General features: G+C 65.6%; 15 protein-coding genes. 9 read left to right on the plus strand and 6 right to left on the minus strand.

Going from position 1 to position 16436, the window contains the following annotated elements; all coding sequences use genetic code 11:
- Positions 1 to 259: 259 nt before the first annotated feature.
- Complete coding sequence (locus tag OKB81_RS13745) at positions 260 to 592, minus strand: cupin domain-containing protein (RefSeq protein WP_010675945.1); 333 nt, start codon at positions 590 to 592, stop codon at positions 260 to 262.
- Between the two features lie 206 nt (positions 593 to 798).
- Between OKB81_RS13745 and OKB81_RS13750 the strand changes: the two genes are divergently transcribed.
- From OKB81_RS13750 to dhaM, 4 genes are all read left to right on the plus strand, one after another.
- Positions 799 to 2157, plus strand: a complete 1359-nt coding sequence (locus OKB81_RS13750) for an NCS2 family permease (protein WP_270664518.1) — start codon at positions 799 to 801, stop codon at positions 2155 to 2157.
- Between the two features lie 228 nt (positions 2158 to 2385).
- The gene (dhaK, locus tag OKB81_RS13755; RefSeq protein WP_160838607.1) at positions 2386 to 3456 is read left to right on the plus strand and encodes a dihydroxyacetone kinase subunit DhaK; all 1071 of its coding nucleotides are present in this window, start codon (positions 2386 to 2388) and stop codon (positions 3454 to 3456) included.
- Positions 3457 to 3465: 9 nt separating this feature from the next.
- Positions 3466 to 4095 (plus strand): dihydroxyacetone kinase subunit DhaL, encoded by a 630-nt coding sequence (dhaL, locus tag OKB81_RS13760; protein ID WP_005306235.1) that lies wholly within the window; start codon positions 3466 to 3468, stop codon positions 4093 to 4095.
- Between the two features lies 1 nt (position 4096).
- Positions 4097 to 4813 (plus strand): dihydroxyacetone kinase phosphoryl donor subunit DhaM, encoded by a 717-nt coding sequence (dhaM, locus tag OKB81_RS13765; protein WP_160838605.1) that lies wholly within the window; start codon positions 4097 to 4099, stop codon positions 4811 to 4813.
- Between the two features lie 59 nt (positions 4814 to 4872).
- On the opposite strand, the gene dhaR is transcribed toward dhaM, so the two are convergent.
- Both dhaR and OKB81_RS13775 read right to left on the minus strand, forming a co-directional pair.
- Positions 4873 to 6774, minus strand: coding sequence for a dihydroxyacetone kinase operon transcriptional regulator DhaR (gene dhaR, locus OKB81_RS13770; RefSeq protein ID WP_160838611.1), 1902 nt, complete (start codon positions 6772 to 6774; stop codon positions 4873 to 4875).
- Positions 6775 to 6846: 72 nt separating this feature from the next.
- The gene (locus OKB81_RS13775; protein WP_160838603.1) at positions 6847 to 7740 is read right to left on the minus strand and encodes a LysR family transcriptional regulator; all 894 of its coding nucleotides are present in this window, start codon (positions 7738 to 7740) and stop codon (positions 6847 to 6849) included.
- A gap of 116 nt (positions 7741 to 7856) precedes the next feature.
- Between OKB81_RS13775 and OKB81_RS13780 the strand changes: the two genes are divergently transcribed.
- From OKB81_RS13780 to OKB81_RS13795, 4 genes are all read left to right on the plus strand, one after another.
- The gene (locus OKB81_RS13780) at positions 7857 to 8909 is read left to right on the plus strand and encodes an agmatine deiminase family protein (RefSeq protein ID WP_270805276.1); all 1053 of its coding nucleotides are present in this window, start codon (positions 7857 to 7859) and stop codon (positions 8907 to 8909) included.
- A gap of 64 nt (positions 8910 to 8973) precedes the next feature.
- Positions 8974 to 9870 carry an N-carbamoylputrescine amidase gene (gene aguB, locus OKB81_RS13785; RefSeq protein WP_160838601.1) on the plus strand — a complete coding sequence of 299 codons (897 nt, stop codon included), beginning with the start codon at positions 8974 to 8976 and terminating at the stop codon, positions 9868 to 9870.
- A complete protein-coding gene (locus tag OKB81_RS13790; RefSeq protein ID WP_160838599.1) occupies positions 9867 to 10976 on the plus strand; it encodes an extracellular solute-binding protein in 1110 nt (369 codons plus the stop codon). Before aguB ends, OKB81_RS13790 begins: the two co-directional genes overlap by 4 nt.
- A 16-nt stretch (positions 10977 to 10992) precedes the next feature.
- On the plus strand, positions 10993 to 12114 hold the full coding sequence (locus OKB81_RS13795) for an agmatine deiminase family protein (RefSeq protein ID WP_270670336.1): 1122 nt from the start codon (positions 10993 to 10995) through the stop codon (positions 12112 to 12114).
- Between the two features lie 90 nt (positions 12115 to 12204).
- On the opposite strand, the gene OKB81_RS13800 is transcribed toward OKB81_RS13795, so the two are convergent.
- From OKB81_RS13800 to OKB81_RS13810, 3 genes are all read right to left on the minus strand, one after another.
- A complete protein-coding gene (locus tag OKB81_RS13800) occupies positions 12205 to 12909 on the minus strand; it encodes an SDR family oxidoreductase (RefSeq protein WP_270805277.1) in 705 nt (234 codons plus the stop codon).
- A gap of 365 nt (positions 12910 to 13274) precedes the next feature.
- Positions 13275 to 14360: an AI-2E family transporter YdiK gene (ydiK, locus tag OKB81_RS13805; RefSeq protein ID WP_041211897.1), complete on the minus strand. Its 1086-nt coding sequence runs from the start codon at positions 14358 to 14360 to the stop codon at positions 13275 to 13277.
- 9 nt (positions 14361 to 14369) lie between these two features.
- On the minus strand, positions 14370 to 15758 hold the full coding sequence (locus tag OKB81_RS13810; protein WP_160838593.1) for a bifunctional NUDIX hydrolase/phosphatase PAP2 family protein: 1389 nt from the start codon (positions 15756 to 15758) through the stop codon (positions 14370 to 14372).
- Between the two features lie 172 nt (positions 15759 to 15930).
- On the opposite strand from OKB81_RS13810, the gene OKB81_RS13815 reads away from it, so the two are divergent.
- Entirely contained in the window at positions 15931 to 16308 is a 378-nt protein-coding gene (locus OKB81_RS13815) for a hypothetical protein (RefSeq protein ID WP_160838591.1), read from the plus strand.
- The last annotated feature ends 128 nt before the right edge of the window (positions 16309 to 16436 follow it).

Genomic DNA, 16436 nt, shown 5'->3' on the forward strand with positions numbered 1-16436 from the left:
CCGATGTGGAGCGGGTGATGTCACTTTGTAGCCGAGATTGGATAAAGCTGACCTAATGTTTAATCCGATTGGTATGACTTGCCACTGGCAACTTTGTCCCGGTCTGTTGTTCCTTGTGCTTGAGCCGGACTTTGTCCGTCTCTGCGTCCGTTATGCCACTAACAAGAAGCCCAGTCGACAGACTGGGCTTTTTTTCGTCTCCACGGTCTCCTCTTCGATCTTCGCAGCAGAAGCATTGCCTTCTTGAGCCGTGAGCTTGCTAGTAATAGACGCAGAGCCAGACGGTTGTCTCGGTCGGATGGGTCCACTCCACCCTGTGCTGAAGGTGCGCCGGGATGTTGATGTAATCCCCCGGCCCCAGATGGACGCGTTCCTGTACCCCGGTATCCGGTGTGATGAAGACCAGGATGGCCTCTCCCTGCACCAGCAATACCCATTCGTGTTCATCCTGATCGAACCACTCTCCGGTAGGGGTCTGCTGCCCCTGGGAGAGGATGCGCTCGATACGAACATTGTTGGTACTGACCAGATCCGCGAACACTTCACTGGGCAGGGGGGAGGGGATCTGGCCAAGCAGGTTGCCTGTGTGCATGGGCTTCTCTCCGGTAGATGGGAACGTGGCTAGCTAAGAGTGTAGAAGCTTGGGATGGGCCGCTCTCATGGAAAATGAGGCCTCCAACGAGCCCTTTTATGAAAAACTTCGGGGATATGGAGGCTTATCCGCTGCAATCTCGCCAAATTTTTGCTATTTTGCGCGCCAGCAAGCAAACGATTTCCTTCACACTTTCAGGATGAACTATGGCAACGCAACAAGCGACGGCCCGCGCCGGCAATGGCGGGTTTCTGGATTCCTATTTCTCCATCAGCCAGCGTGGCAGCACGGTGCGACAGGAGCTGCTGGCCGGGTTGACCACCTTCCTGGCGATGGTCTACAGCATCATCGTCGTGCCGAACATGCTGGGCGCAGCCGGTTTTGAGCAGGGCCCGGTGTTTGTGGCCACCTGCCTGATCGCCGCCTTCGGTTCCCTGCTGATGGGGCTCTGGGCCAAGCTGCCGATGGCCATCGGTTGTGCCATCTCTCTCACCGCCTTTACCGCCTTCAGCCTGGTGCTGGGGCAGGGGCTGAGCATTCCGGTCGCGCTGGGTGCCATCTTCCTGATGGGGGGGCTGTTCACCCTGATCAGCGTCACCGGCGTGCGCCAGTGGATCCTGGACAACCTTCCCTCCGGCATCGCCCACGGTACCGGCATCGGTATCGGCCTGTTCCTGCTGCTGATCGCCACCAACGGGGTCGGCATGGTGATCAAAAATGAAGGGGCGGGCCTGCCGGTGCAGCTCGGCGAGATCACCGCCTTCCCGGTCATCATGACGGTGCTGGGTCTGGCTGCCATCTTCGGCCTGGAGCGCCGCAAGGTGCCGGGCGGTATCCTGATGGTGATCATCGCCATCTCCATCCTCGGCCTCATCTTCGATCCGAAAGTAACCTGGCAGGGCTTCTTCGCCATGCCGAGCCTGAGTGGCGAGAATGGCTCCCTGGTGGGCAGCATGGATCTGCTGGGCGCCCTCAATCCGGTGGTGATTCCGACCGTGTTGGCGCTGGTGATGACCGCCGTGTTTGACGCCACCGGCACCATCCGTGCCGTGGCCGGTCAGGCTGGCCTCATCAACGAGCGTGGTCACATCATCAGCGGTGGCAAGGCCCTGACTGCGGACTCCGTCAGCAGCATGGTGGCTGGCGCCGTCGGCGGTGCTCCGGCTGCCGTCTATATCGAGTCTGCCGCAGGGACTGCGGCCGGTGGCAAGACAGGCCTGACCGCCACTCTGGTCGGCGTGCTCTTCCTACTGATGATCTTCCTCTCCCCGCTGAGCTATCTGGTACCGGCCTACGCCACCGCACCGGCCCTGATGTATGTGGGCCTGCTGATGCTGGGCAACGTCACCAAGCTGGACTTCAACGACTCGGTCGATGCCCTTTCCGGCATGCTGTGCGCCGTCTTCATCGTGCTCACCTGCAACATCGTCACCGGCATCATGCTGGGCTTCGTGGCCCTGGTGGTCGGCCGCCTGTTTGCCGCCGAGTGGAAGAAGCTCAACATCGGCACCGTCATCATCGCTGTGGCCCTGGTGATCTTCTACGCCGGTGGCTGGGCCATCTAATCCTCACGCTATCGAGAAGGGCCCTGCGGGGCCCTTTTTCATGGCTGTGAGGCGGCTAACACTTTCCCGGATCTTCCCCATCCGCTCGTTTCAGATTGAAACGTCAGGCTTCGTTTGTTGTTTCAGATCCGAACCGAAATCCCTGTCATTTTTATCCCCCTATGGCTCGCTAGACTGGCTGCATCAACCATCTGTCCACCCGTATGGTGGCAAGCCAAGGAGTGAGCCATGAAGAAGCTGATCAACGCTGTCGATGCCGTGGTCCGTGAACAACTGATGGGGATGGCTGCTGCCCACCCCGAGCTCAAGGTGCGAATCGAACCCCACTACATCACCCGCGCCGATTCCCCCGTGACGGGCAAGGTGGCGCTGGTCTCCGGTGGCGGCAGCGGCCACGAGCCCATGCACGGTGGCCTGGTGGGTAAAGGAATGCTGGATGGTGCCTGCCCCGGCGAGATCTTCACGTCCCCGACCCCGGATCAGATGTACGAGTGCGGTCAGGCCGTCGACGGCGGCGCCGGCGTGCTGTTTCTGGTGAAGAACTACACCGGCGACGTGCTCAACTTCGAGACTGCGGTCGAGCTGCTTCACGGTGACGGGGTCAAGGTGGGCTTCGCCCTCATCGATGACGACGTGGCGGTGAAGGACAGCCTCTACACCGCTGGCCGCCGCGGGGTTGCCACGACAGTGCTGTGCGAGAAGCTGGTCGGTGCCGCCGCCGAGGCGGGCTACGATCTGGCGCGCTGCGAGGCGCTGGCCCGTCGCATCAACAACCAGAGCCGCACCATAGGCGTGGCCATGCATGCCTGCACCGTCCCTGCTGCCGGCAAGCCCTCCTTCACCCTGGCGGACAACGAGGTGGAGTTCGGCGTCGGTATCCACGGCGAGCCGGGCATCGAGCGCCGTCCCTTCACCGACCTCAACGCCCTGGTGGACGACATGTTCAAGGAGCTGACCGACAACAGCTCCTATGGCCGCACCCTGCGCCACTGGGACAGAGCCACCGGCAGCTGGCAGGAAGAGCACACCTTTATCGAGCCGCTCAATGGGGGTGACCGGGTCATCGTCCTGGTCAACAGCCTCGGCGGCACCCCTGTCTCCGAGCTCTACGGCGTCTATGGTCGCCTCGCCACCCTGTGTGAAGAGGCGGGCATCCACCTGGTGCGCAACCTCATCGGCCCCTACTGCACCTCTCTCGACATGACCGGCATCTCCATCACCCTGCTCAAGGTGGATGACGAGCTGATGACCCTGTGGGATGCCCCCGTTCACACCCCGGCCCTGCGGCGCGGCTGCTGAGGAATATTCATGTTAAGCAAGCATCAGATCGTCAACTGGCTGCTCGACTGCGAGCACATCTTCACCGAGCAGCGTGACTACCTCACGGCGCTGGATACCGACATCGGCGACGGCGACCACGGCCTCAACATGCAGCGCGGCTTTGCCAAGGTGGCGGAGAAGCTGCCCGCGGTGGCGGACAAGGACATCGGCCAGGTTCTCAAAACCACCGGTATGACGTTGCTCTCCTCGGTCGGTGGCGCCAGCGGACCCCTCTACGGCACCTTCTTCATCCGGGCCGCGGCCAGCAGCGATGCCTGCCAGAGCCTGACCCTCGGCCAGCTCGGCAAGATGCTGAGCGACGGGGTGGAGGGGATCGTCTCCCGCGGCCGCGCCGAGCCGGGTGACAAGACCATGTGCGACGCCTGGTGGCCCGCTCTGGCCGCCCTGCAGCAGGCGGAACAACAGGGCCTGCCGCTCCCCGAGGCGCTGGACAAGGCGGTGGCTGCCGCCGCAGCGGGCACCGAGGCCACCATCCAGATGCAGGCTCGCAAGGGGCGCGCCAGCTATCTTGGTGAGCGCAGCATCGGCCATCAGGATGCGGGGGCCACCTCGACCCTGCTGCTGCTGACCGCCCTGCGTGACAGAGCGAGGTTGTGACATGATCGGCATCGTAGTGGTCTCTCACAGCGCCATGCTTGCGGCCGGTTTGAAAGCCCTGGCCGATCAGCTGGGCAGCCCGGCGAAACTGTTGCTGGCGGCCGGGGTCGATGACCCCGCCCATCCCATCGGCACCGACGCCATCGCCGTGATGAGTGCGATGGAAGAGGCGGATGACGGCAGCGGGGTGCTGGTGCTGATGGACTTGGGCAGCGCCCTCCTGAGCGCCGAGACCGCCCTTGAACTGCTGCCCCCCGAGCTGAGCGCCCGGGTGCGGCTCAGCCCCGCTCCGCTGGTCGAGGGCACTCTGGCGGCGGTGGTGGCCGCTGGCGCAGGCCTGACGCTGGACGAGGTAGCCGCCGAGGCGCTTGGCGCCCTGGGCCCGAAACAGGGAATGCTGCCTGCCAGTGCGGCGCAGGCCACCACCGAGACAGCTCCCGTTGCCGACGACGGCTGGCTGCGCTGCGAGGTGGTGGTCGATAACCCCCACGGCCTGCATGTGCGCCCCGCCGCCCGGCTGGTCGCGGCACTCAAGCCCTTTGCCGCTGAACTCAGGCTGCAAAAGGGGGAGAAAGAGGCGAATCCCCGCAGCCTGAGCCGGCTCGCCATGCTCGATGTGCGCCAGGGGGACAGGCTCATCCTGCTGGCGCGAGGGGAGGATGCCGGGGCGGCGCTGAGCTGCTTCCAGCAACTGGCGCGGGATCGCTTCGGCGACTGAAACATTCCCCCATCCGGGCCCCGTCACGACGGGGCCCGCTTGTTTGAGGGGCGTTCTGGTCAGTGATGGTAGTCGGCGGGATCGATGTCGAGCAGTTTGAGTCGCCGCCAGAGGGTGGTGCGGCTGATCCCGAGCTGGCGCGCCATCTGGCTGACCTGGCCCTTGCTGGCACGGGCGGCCCGCAGGATCGCCTGATGCTCCAGCTCCGCCAGGGTGAGCAGCGGCTGTCCCACCACCTCGTCCGCCAGCAGGCAATGACCATGGCGGATGGCGGCCGGGAGCGCCCGGGGCGGGATCTGTGCCTCACTGCAATGCAGCAGGGCATACTCGATGGCGCTGCGCAGCTCCCCCAGGTTGCCGGGCCAGGGGTAGGCTAGCAGGCAGTCGAGGGCGTCAGGGGTGAACTGGCGCCCCGGCCCGCCCCCCTGCACCGCCAGGTGCTGGCGGATGAGGCCGGGCAGATCGGCGCTGCGCTCCCGCAGGCTCGGCAGCCAGAGTTCGCACCCTTGCAGCGCATAGAGCAGCTGGCGACCGAATCCCCCCTCCTGCACCCGCTGCTCCAGCGGGGCGCTGCTGGTCGCGATGATCCTCACCCTGAGGGGCAGGATGCGGGCGGAGTCGAAGCGCTGGATGCGCCCCGTCTTGAGCAGTTGCAACAGGGCGGCCTGCATGGGGGCGGGCAGGCACTCCACCTGCTCCAGCACCAGGCTGCCACCGTGAGCCAGCTCGAACTTGCCGGCCCGCTCCTGCCCCGCCTCGTCGGACCCCATGAGTTCCAGCGCCATCCGCTCCCTCGGCCATGCCTGGCAGTTGAAGATGACCAGGGGGCCGGCGGCTCGCTCGCTGCCAAAGTGGATGGCCTCCGCCAGTTGGGCCTTGCCCACCTCCTCTTCCCCTCGCAGCAGGACGGGGCCCTGTCCCCTGGCCGCCTGGCGGGCGTGGCGAAGCAGTTTGCGCATGGCGCTAGACTCCCCCACCAGGGCGGAGAGCTCGGGCACCGTCTGGCGCAGTTGATGAATGGCGCGCAGCCGATCGGTGGGATGGAGCAGGACGATGAAGCTGACCCCGTCCGGCCCCGGCAGGGGCTTGAGGCTCACCAGGGCGTCGATGAAGGCCTCGCCCCGGGTTTCCCGCCGCTCCAGCGTCACCTCCACATGGCTCAGGGGGGTCATCTCCGCGATGGCCAGACGCAGGCGCTGGGGCATCAGCAGATGGTGATCGAGGGGCTGGCCCAGGCAGACAGCCGGGTCGAGTTGCAGCCGACTGGCTGCCAGGGCGTTGAGGTAGCGCAGCCGCCCCTGGGGATCCCAGGCCAGCACGCCGTCTTCCATGCCATCCAGCAGGGCATAGAGCTCGCTCAAGTGGTGCTGGGACTCCTGCATCAGGCGCTCCATCTGCAGCAGATTGGCCATCTCACGGCCGGCGCTGACGGTGAGCGCGAGATCTCCCGGCGCGGCCTCTTCCACCCGGCAGATCAGGGCCACGATCGCCACCTGGCGACCGGTGCTGTTGTAGACGGGGCTGGCACAGCAGTGCCAGGGGTGCAGACTCTGGTTGAAGTGTTGGGGACCGCTGACGCAGAGCGGCACCCCCTCCAGGGCCGCCAGGTTGACGGCATTGGTGCCGATGCGTCCCTCGCTGAAAAACGCGCCTGGGCCAAAACCGAGTGCCGCCAGCGCCTGCAGGGTATCGGGGTGGCCGGTCCGGGCCAGCAGGCAACCGCTCTCGTCTGTGAGCAGCAGGACGCAGGGGCGCCCCTCCATGAACTCGTAGAGATCCTCCAGCGCCATCTCGCCGGTGGTGAGCAGGTCCCGTTTGCGCTGGCGCAGGCTCTCCAGGGTCTGCCCTCTGGCGCAGTGGGGAGGATGCCAGAGGGACGCGCTGGTCTGGTGGGCACAGCGCAGCCAGGAGGCCTGCAGGTGCTCGGGCCAGGACGAGAGGGGCTGGGGGACGGATGGCATGGTCACGGCGATATCCGGCAAAAGGGAAGAGGCCATTTAATCACCCTTGCCGCCCCGATTCAGTGACCGCTCTCAGAGTGTCGCGTCCTTGCCCCGGGTGGCAGCCTCTGCAGCAAACTGCTGCTGGAGCCATTGGCTCACCGCCCGGCACTGGGGACTGCCTTCGCTCTCCTGATGGATCAGCATGTTCCAGTTCGGCCCGGCCACCCGGTGGGACGAGAGGGGCAGCAGCCACCCCTGTCGGCGTGCGTCGCGAGAGAGCAGCTCGCTCGCCAGCGCCACCCCGAGCCCGGCGCTGGCCGCATCCTGCAACAAGCCGGGATCGGAAAAGTTGAGCCCCTGGGTCTGCAGGTGCAGATCGTCGCCGCCCTTGAGGGTCCAGTGGTGCCAGTCCATCTCCCGCTCCCCGTGCAGGGTGGTGCGTTCCTGCGCGGGCTGTGCCAGCACGGCCGGGCTCGCCACCGGCAGCAGCCGATCCGCCAGCAGCGGCTGATGGCGGCATTCCGCCTGGGGAGCCAGCCCCCAGCGCAGCGAAATGTCGATGGTCTGCTCGGCCATGTTCGGCGTGTCGTCGCTGGTGAACAGCCAGAGATCGATGCCCGGATGCTGGCGGTGAAGGTCGGCCAGCCGGGGCAGCAGCCAGAGGCGGGCGATGGCGGTACTGGTGTTGAGCACCAGCTGGTTCGGCTTGCGGTACTGCTCGAGGCGCTGTATTCCCACCGCCAGTTGCAGCAGCACTTGCTGGGTCGTCTCCAGCAGATCCTGGCCCGCGTCGGTCAGGGCGACGGAACGTCCCTGGCGGTGAAACAGAGGCTGGCCAAGCAGCTCCTCCAGCGAGCGGATCTGCTGACTGATGGCAGACTGGGTGAGGTGCAGCTCCTGGGCCGCCTGATGAAAGCTGCCGAGCCTGGCCGCCGCCTCGAAGCCGCGCAGCACGTTGAGAGGGGGCCAGTGTTTGAACATCATTGATTAGCTCTGCTTATCACTTTTATCGAAAATCGATCGTTTGTTACCCATCATAGGGGCGAATAGTCTATTCCCATCGTCAACAACCTTAATAGTACCTAATCAGAGAGGCTGAGATGCGCGAGCAGGGAATGAGGGCTGTGGGCTGGTTCATGCCAGCGGAGTGGTGCCGGCACGCGACGACCTGGATGGTCTGGCCGCACAACAAGGCGCTGTGGGAAAACGGCTGGGGCGTAACCCTGCCCCAGGTCCAGCAGGACTTCGCCCGGGTGGTCAATGCCATCGCCCGCTTCGAACCGGTGAACCTGGTGGTGGATCCCGCCGCACAGGCCGAGGCTCGCGCCCTGTGCGGCGACGGGGTGCGCTTCATTCCCCTGCCGGTGGATGACAGCTGGTGCCGTGACTCCGGCCCCACCTTCATCTGCCATCCCGAGCTTGGCACCGCCGGGATCAGCTGGCGTTTCAACGCCTGGGGCGGCAAGTCGGCCCACGGTCTGGATGAGGGGCTGGCGCGGCGCGTTCTCAACAGCCTGGAGCTGGAGTGCATCGGCAGCTTCCTCGCCAACGAAGGGGGCGCCATCCATGTGGATGGGGAGGGCACCCTGATCACCACGGAGTCGGTGCTGCTCAACAGCAACCGCAACCCCGGCATGACCAAAGTGGAGATCGAACGGATCTTCAGCCGCCTGCTCGGCATCGAGAAGACTATCTGGCTGCCGGGGGATCCGGACCACGTCACCGGCGACATGACGGACGGTCATGTGGACGGGGTCTGCGCCTTCAGCCGCCCCGGTCACCTGCTGGTGGACGCTACCCTGGACGGGCACTCCACCTATGGCCGCGTGGTGCGGGAGAATCGCCGAGCCCTGGCCCTGGCCACCGATGCGAGAGGTCGCTCCTTCGAGTGCCTCGAGCTGTTCGAGGCGAGCGAGGCGGTGGACGCCGAGGCGGAGGTGTTCTGCGCCTCCTACACCAACTTCTACATCGCCAACGGCGCCATCATCATGCCCGCCTATGGCGTAGGCGCGGACGAGGCGGCGGGGGAGGTACTGAGGCGCGCCTTCCCGAACAGGCAGCTGGTGCCGGTGCGCATCAACCAGTTGGCCCACGGCGGGGGCGGCATTCACTGCATCACCCAGCAGCAGCCGGCCTGGCCGGTGCAGGGGTAAGCGTTTGGATCGGCCTCGTCAGGCGTCTGCGAGGCCTCATGACGGGATCAGGGAGGAGAGATTCATGAACAAGGTCGTCGCCACCACACAATTCGCTTGCAGCTGGGAGCTGGAGCGCAATCTGGACACAGCGGCGAGCCTGGTACGGGAAGCCGCCGCCAGGGGGGCCAACCTGGTGCTGTTGCAGGAGCTTTTCGCCACCCCCTATTTCTGCATCGAGCAATACCACGGCCATCTGGCGCTGGCGGAGTCGTTCGAGCAGAGCCGGGTGTTGCGCCGTTTCTCGGCCCTGGCGCGGGAGCTGGGGGTGGTGCTGCCCATCAGCTGGTTCGAACGTGCCGGCAATGCCTACTTCAACTCCCTGGCGATGGCGGATGCGGATGGTCGCCTGCTCGGGGTCTATCGCAAGACCCATATCCCGAACGCCATCGGCTATCAGGAGAAGGAGTATTTCAGCCCGGGGGATACGGGGTTCAGGGTCTGGGACACGGCCGCCGGCCGCATCGGGGTCGGCATCTGCTGGGATCAGTGGTTCCCGGAGGCGGCCCGCGCCATGGCGCTGCAGGGGGCCGAGCTGCTGCTCTATCCCACCGCCATCGGCTCGGAGCCGGGGGCAGAGGGGCTCGATTCCCGGGATCACTGGCAGCTGACCCAGCGCGGCCATGCCGCCGCCAACATCATGCCGGTGATCGCCGCCAACCGGGTGGGCCACGAGGTGGCGACCCGGGATCCCGCGTTGCAGATGCGCTTCTATGGCTCCTCCTTCATCACGGATCACAAGGGGGCCCTGCTGGCCGAGGCGGACAGGGATACCCCGGGCGTGCTGGTGCGGGAGCTGGATCTTGCCGCCATGGCCGAGGAGCGGCTGACCTGGGGCATCTACCGGGATCGTCGCCCCGAGATGTATGGCGCCTTGCTGAGCCTGGACGGACGCAGCCATCGGGGAGGGCGTCTATCATGAGCGCCTTGACCAAGATAGCCACGGCACTGGCCCTGCTGCTGGGTCTGGGGGCCCAGGCCGCAGAAGGGGCGGGGGAGGCGACAGAGGAGAAGGTGCTGCGCCTCTACAACTGGTCCGATTATTTCGCCCCCGATACCCTGAGCGAGTTCACCCGGGAGACCGGGATCCGGGTCATCTACGACGTGATGGACAGCAGCGAGACCCTGGAGGCCAAGCTGATGGCGGGTCGCAGCGGGTATGACCTCATCTTCCCGGGGGACACGGTAGCGGAGCGGCTGATGCGGGCGGGCAGTCTGCAGCCCCTCGACAAGGGCAAGCTGCAACACCTGGGGGACATAGACCCCGGCCTGGCGCGGTTGCAGCAGGCCTACCCCCATGCGAAGGAGGCGGTGGTGCCCTACACCTGGGGCACCATAGGGCTCACCTACAACGCGGACGCCATCCGGCAGAGGATGCCGGATGCCCCGGTCAGCAGCCTGGACATGCTTTTCAAGCCAGAGCTGGCGGCGAAATTTGCAGATTGCGGCATCTCGGTCATCGACTCCCCGGACGAGATGCTGGCGGTGGTGCTGCACTATCTTGGGCGGGATCCCCGAAGCGGCAAGGCGGACGATCTGGAGGCGGCCCTGGCCCTGCTCAAGGGGATCAAGCCCTATATCCGCAAGTTCCAGTCCCAGCCGGTGACCCAGCTGGTGAACGGGGATCTCTGTCTCTCCCTGGGCTACAGCGGCGACATGACCCAGGCCAGGCGCGCCGCCGCCGAGGCGGGCAAGCGGGTCGACTTCGAATACCGATTGCCGAAGGAGGGGAGCACCATCTGGATGGACACCATGGCGATCCCGGCGGATGCCCCCCATCCTGACTATGCCTATGCCTTTATCAACTTCGTGATGCGCCCGGCCAACATGGCGGCCATCACCAACAGCACCGGCTATCCGACTGCCAGTGCCAAGGCCAGACCCATGGTGGATGCCACCATGACGGCCAACCCGGATATCTACCTGGACGAGGCCAGCTACCAGCGGCTCATTCCGGGTCTGGATATAGCACAATCCCAGATGCGTGCCCGCATGCGAGCCTGGACTCGCTTCAAGAGCAGCCTCTGAACCCAGGAGTAGAACGATGTTTTCCCGACGCCACGTATTGAAACAGCTGGTTGCCCTTGGCGCCATTGCCGGGTTTGGCAGCCTGCCCGGTGCCCGCGCGGCCTTCGCCGCCGGCGAACCCGGCGCCGCCGCTCGCTACCACATGCCGGAGGAGTCCTCCCCCCAGGCCCTGGTGTGGGTGGCCTTCGGGGCCACCAGCGAGATCTGGGGTCGCCACTACAAGGAGGTGCAGGCCACCATAGGGCGGCTGGTGCAGGCCATGGTGCCCTACACCCGGGTCAACGTGCTCTGCCACGAGGATGACGAGGCGCTGGCGCGCCAGTTGTGCGGCGAGCGCAACACCCACTTCGTCCACGCCGAGATGGATGACATCTGGCTGCGGGATACCGGCGGCGTCTTCGTGCAGGACGAGCAGGGAGGGCTCGGTCTGATGGACTTCAACTTCAACGGCTGGGGTGACAAGCAGGAGCACAGCCATGACGCCAGGGTCGCCGCCCTGGTGGGCCGGCAGACGGATGCCTATTACCTGCAGAGCGAGCTCATCGGTGAGGGGGGCGGCATCGAGGTGGACGGCAACGGCACCGCCATCATGACCGAGAGCAGCTGGATCAACAGCAACCGTAACCCCGGCCTCACCAAGGCGCAGGTGGAGGCGGAGCTCAAGGCCAATCTGGGGCTGCGCAAGATCATCTGGCTGCCGGGGATCAAGGGCCGTGACATCACGGATGCCCACGTGGACTTCTACGCCCGCTTCGTGCGCCCCGGGGTGGTGGTGATCAACATGGACAACGATCCCGACTCCTACGACTACAAGGTGACCCGCCAGCACCTCGCCATCCTGCAGCAGGCGACGGACGCCGACGGCAACAAGCTGGAGCTGCATCAGCTGCCGCCGCCCCTGGGCGGGCGGGACAACAAGTTCAGCCGCAGCCCGGACTTTGCCGCCGGTTACATCAACTACCTGCCCATCAACGGCGCCGTCATCGCTCCCCAGTTCGGGGATGCCAGGGCCGACCGCCATTGCCGGGATCTGCTGGCCCGCCTCTATCCGGGGCGCAAGATAGTGCAGACAGACATAGACCCGGTGGCGGCCGGTGGCGGCGGCATCCACTGCATCACCCTCCATCAACCTGCCTGATCTTACGCGCAGGCCGCCTCTGGCGGTGTGACGCAGAACAAGGGGCGCCTCGGCGCCCCTTGTCCTTGCTGGCGTTCCATGGTGCCTCGCTCAGATCCCAGTCATGCCGATCTCGTCGAGCTGGACGTGAGCGGGTTGGCGCAGGGTGTAGAGCACGGCCTCGGCCAGATCCTCCACCTGCAGCCAGCCGGGCTTGCGATCGCCCGGACAGGCCGGGGGCGGCACCTGCACCAGTCCGGGACAGAGGGTGTGGACCCGGATGCCCTGGTGCTGCACCTCTTCCCGCAGTGCCCGGGCGAACCCCAGGACCGCAAACTTGGCGGCGCAGTAGACGCTGGCCCTGGCATAGCCGTGCCTGGCGGCCTGGGAGGCGATGTTGATGACGGTGCCGTGGCGGCTCGCCAGCATGTCCGGCAGGCAGGCCCGGGTCAGCAGGAAGGTGCCCTTGGCACAGGTATCCATCACCCTGTCCCACTCCGATTCCGGCAGATCCTGCACCAGGTGGTCGCTGCCGACCCCGCTGTTGTTGATCAGCAGATCGACGGGGCCGAGCCGCTCCCGGATCCGGGCATGGCCGTCCCGCACCTGATCGCCGTAGCACACATCCAGTGCCAGTGCCATGACTCGCACCCCGTATCGCGCCTCCAGTCTGGCCGCTTCCTGCTCCAGCAGCCCCAGGCGGCGGGAAGCCAGGATCAGCTCCACCCCCTGGCTGGCCAGGGCCTCGGCGATGGCCAGTCCAATGCCGCTGGCGCCGCCGCTGATGAGGGCCCGTGTTGCTCTCAGTTCGTTCATCTTGTGTTCTCCTCCAATGGTGCAGGCATTGTGGCGGGCGCCTTCGGCAGGGAACAGGGGAGGGGAAGGAGTGATTCGAACCCTGGTTCGTGTTTTGGCGTTCCGGTTCGAACTTTGGTTCTAAACGCCGCGACCAGCTTTAAGTTCGATTAGTCATAAGGCGTAATCGGACGTTCGCGTAAATCAATTCTCCCGCTATAACAGCCATCCATATTTCCCTGCTGACAGATGTCGCTGATTCATGGACACACCGGACAGCGGCATCTCGATCGTCCGATTACGCTTCGCTAATCGAACCTGCATGGGACGGTAATAACAGAAGAGCCGCCCTGGGGCGGCTCTGTGCATCGGGGATGAATGAATCGTCACGGCGCCTTGGGCGGTTCCACCAGAGCGGTCGCCGGTTGGTCATCTTCCTTGATCCAGGCATCCAGCAGGGTGTAACCCACTGCCAGCACCACGGGGCCGATGAAGAGACCGATGATCCCCATGGCCAGCAGGCCGCCGATGACCCCCACCAGAATGAGGATCAGCGGCAGGTCGGCCCCGCGCTTGATGAGGAAGGGGCGCAGGAAGTTGTCCATGGTGCCCGCCAGCAGGGACCAGACCAGCAGGAAGGTGCCCCAGGTGGTGTCCCCGCTCCAGTAGAGGTAGCCGACGCTGGCCAGCAGCACCGGGAAGGGGCCTATCTGGGCGACGATCAGCAGGAACATCAGCACCACCAGCACCATGACATAGGGAATGCCGGCGATGAGCAGGCCCAGGCCCGCCACCGAGGATTGCACCAGGGCGGTCACCACCACCCCCATGGCGACGGCACGGATGGCTTGGGAGGCGAGCACCACCGCATTGTCACCGCGCTGGCCCGCCAGACGGTGGGCGAAGCGGCGAATGCCTTCTGCCGCCTTCTCCCCCGAGTGGTAGAGCAGGCCGCAGATGGCCACGGTCAGCAGGAAGTGGACGAACAGCAGGCCGAGGTTGCCCGCCTGGGCCGCCAGCCAGCGGGCGGTCTGGCCGAAGTAGGGGGCCAGCTTGGTGAACAGCACCTGGCCGCCGCTCGCGAGGATCTGCTGCCAGAACTCATAGAGCTTGTCGCCCACCAGGGGGACTTGCTGCAACCAGAGCAGCTCGGGGGGCGGGGATTGGCTGAGCTCGGTGCCCAGCTCGATGAGCATGGGGGCCTTCTCCGCCACGTTGGCCAGCGTCATGAAGAGGGGAATGACGAAGATGAGCAGCAAGATGCTGGTCATCAGCAACGCCGCCAGGGTGCGCTTGCCCCACAGCAGGCGCTGGGCCATCTGCATCAGGGGCCAGGTGGCGATGGTGATCATGGTCGACCACACCAGGGCGGGCAGGAAGGGGCGCAAGACCATGAAGCACGAGATGATGAGCAGGCTGAGGAACAGCAAGCCCAGGGTGATCTTGGCCAAATCCACTTTTTTCATATTCATGGCATTCCCTTAACGAGGGGTTGAGCGCCCGGTTCGGGCACCGTGACGGATAGCGGACAACGACCACCAGAGCCCGGCGCTGAGCCAGAACCCCAGGCAGCCAAAGAGCCACCCTTGTCCCGCGAGGATCAGCAGAGAGCTGCTAGTGAGCGCGGGCACCAGGAACAGGAGCCCTGCCACGACCAGTCCCCCTGCCAGGGTCAGCAGCGCGGCGGGCAGGGCGGGGGTGGGGCTCCGTTCGAGTGATAGCAGATTACCCGATACCAGCCCCAGGGTGAACATGGCAAGCCCGGCCAGGGCGGTGGACTGGGTGAGCCAGGCCGAGAGGGCGCTGGCGATGAGCACCCCGGCCCAGGGGAGCGGGCGCGCCGCCAGCTTCGCCAGCGGGGCGCGCAGTGCCAGCAGCAGGGCCCCCAGGGCAAGGCCGGCCACCACATCCGAGAGGAAGTGGACCCCCAGCCAGACCCGGGCCAGCCCGGCCACGCCGGCCAGCAACAGGGCCAGCAACAGGGCCAGCAGGGCCCCCTGCCAAACCCGCAGCGCTGGCAGCCAGCCAAGCAGCAGGCCCCAGTAGAGCAGGGTCGAGGCGGCGTGGCCGCTCGGCATGCCGAAGCCCTGGGCACTCTGGCGGGCCAGCTCGGGTTGCAGGTGGAAGGGCCTGGGCCAGCCGATGCCCGCCTTGAGCAGGTTCACCACCAGGGTGAGCAGCACCATGGCAAACAGCAGGTGGCGCAGCCTGGACCAGCCGAGCAGGGGCAGCAGCAAGGGCAGCAGCGCCAGCTGGAAGGGGGCCGAGCCCAGCAGATTGCCCGCCCTTGGCCAGAGCGCATCCGGCCCTAGCCACCGTTGCAGGCGCTGGATCAGCGGCAACTCGGCGCGGTGCAGCGCACTGGCCGCGTCGCTGAAATCCGTCGCCCACAGCACCTGGCTCTCGGGCACCTCGGCCAGTCTCGGGGCTATCCAGTCGAGCTGCGCCGGGAAGCGACGCTGGTCAGGGGGCAGGTCGGCGGCCGCGATCAGCCTGGCATTCAGGATCTCACCACCGAGATCCGGGGCCTGGAGCAGGGAGACAAACCCCGTCCCCCGCTGGACCCGCAGGGGCTCCAGGGTCTGGCAGGCGAACACCCTGGCCCGTTGCCAGCGCCCCAGCTCGCCGGTGACGCGACCCTGCAGGCCGGTCTCCTCGAACAGCTCGCGCAGGGCCGCCTGCTCCGGGCTCTCCCCCCTGTCGATGTAACCGCCGCTCAGGCTGTAGCGCGAGGAGAGCCTGTCCTGCACCAGCAGGATCCCTTGCTGGTGGCGGATCACGCAGGCGGCCGCAGAGGGAGGGGATTCGGCGCGGGAGGCGGGCAGGGCACCGCCCAGCAACAGCAGCAGGCAGAAGACGACTCGAAACATGATGGCACCCAGGGGCAAGGAGTGGGGACAAGGGTCACAGAAATCAGACGGCCGGGCAATGGCTTGCAGGGGGCACCGACCCTGTCGGGGACGCAAGGATTGCCGTCTGCGCGGGCAGTCCCTAGTATTGGCGGCTATTGTTCTTCTCATTCACTACATTGTGGGGCTCTTCATGCGACAGTTCGGTTTCTTTCTGGGGATTGCCATCGGCGTCATCCTGATACTGTTTGGCAGCATCGTCATCTTCCAGGCCCTGCCTGCGGCGCTGGACGTGCTGGAGATGCCGAGCCGGATCCCCTTCGTGCGCGAGGTGTACACCTGGCTGATGAGCAGCGCCAACGGGCTCACCGTCCAGCTGGAGCAGAACTTCCTGGAGGCCTTCCAGACGGTGCTCAAGCTGATCCTGCTCATCACCTTCATGTGGGTCTGCGTCAAGCTGGTCAACATGGGGGTGCTGATCATCCGGGCCGGCGTCGACCTTATCCGCACCGCCATCGAGCACAGCGAAGAGAAGGGTGCCAAGCCCACCGAGCAGGACCGCCATTTCTGATCTTCCCCTGCCACGGGTCAGATAAACAACAGGCCATCATGTGATGGCCTGTTTTTAGGTTCTTCGCGGGATCTTGGGGAAGTGGAAGTTGACAGACAGGGTGCTGGTAAACTGGCTGTCTCCAAACA

Source organism: Aeromonas sp. QDB56 (assembly GCF_027705505.1).
Classification (GTDB): domain Bacteria; phylum Pseudomonadota; class Gammaproteobacteria; order Enterobacterales; family Aeromonadaceae; genus Aeromonas; species Aeromonas caviae.

Excerpts from the sequence above, each read along its gene's own strand:
- OKB81_RS13800 (WP_270805277.1), bottom strand. The coding sequence starts at position 12,909 with ATGAACGAACTGAGAGCAACACGGGCCCTCATCAGCGGCGGCGCCAGC.
- OKB81_RS13745 (WP_010675945.1), bottom strand. The coding sequence starts at position 592 with ATGCACACAGGCAACCTGCTTGGCCAGATCCCCTCCCCCCTGCCCAGT.
- dhaR (WP_160838611.1), bottom strand. The coding sequence starts at position 6,774 with ATGCCATCCGTCCCCCAGCCCCTCTCGTCCTGGCCCGAGCACCTGCAG.
- OKB81_RS13780 (WP_270805276.1), top strand. The coding sequence starts at position 7,857 with ATGCGCGAGCAGGGAATGAGGGCTGTGGGCTGGTTCATGCCAGCGGAG.
- OKB81_RS13790 (WP_160838599.1), top strand. The coding sequence starts at position 9,867 with ATGAGCGCCTTGACCAAGATAGCCACGGCACTGGCCCTGCTGCTGGGT.
- OKB81_RS13775 (WP_160838603.1), bottom strand. The coding sequence starts at position 7,740 with ATGATGTTCAAACACTGGCCCCCTCTCAACGTGCTGCGCGGCTTCGAG.
- OKB81_RS13810 (WP_160838593.1), bottom strand. The coding sequence starts at position 15,758 with ATGTTTCGAGTCGTCTTCTGCCTGCTGCTGTTGCTGGGCGGTGCCCTG.
- dhaK (WP_160838607.1), top strand. The coding sequence starts at position 2,386 with ATGAAGAAGCTGATCAACGCTGTCGATGCCGTGGTCCGTGAACAACTG.
- OKB81_RS13750 (WP_270664518.1), top strand. The coding sequence starts at position 799 with ATGGCAACGCAACAAGCGACGGCCCGCGCCGGCAATGGCGGGTTTCTG.
- OKB81_RS13795 (WP_270670336.1), top strand. The coding sequence starts at position 10,993 with ATGTTTTCCCGACGCCACGTATTGAAACAGCTGGTTGCCCTTGGCGCC.
- ydiK (WP_041211897.1), bottom strand. The coding sequence starts at position 14,360 with ATGAATATGAAAAAAGTGGATTTGGCCAAGATCACCCTGGGCTTGCTG.
- dhaL (WP_005306235.1), top strand. The coding sequence starts at position 3,466 with ATGTTAAGCAAGCATCAGATCGTCAACTGGCTGCTCGACTGCGAGCAC.
- dhaM (WP_160838605.1), top strand. The coding sequence starts at position 4,097 with ATGATCGGCATCGTAGTGGTCTCTCACAGCGCCATGCTTGCGGCCGGT.
- aguB (WP_160838601.1), top strand. The coding sequence starts at position 8,974 with ATGAACAAGGTCGTCGCCACCACACAATTCGCTTGCAGCTGGGAGCTG.
- OKB81_RS13815 (WP_160838591.1), top strand. The coding sequence starts at position 15,931 with ATGCGACAGTTCGGTTTCTTTCTGGGGATTGCCATCGGCGTCATCCTG.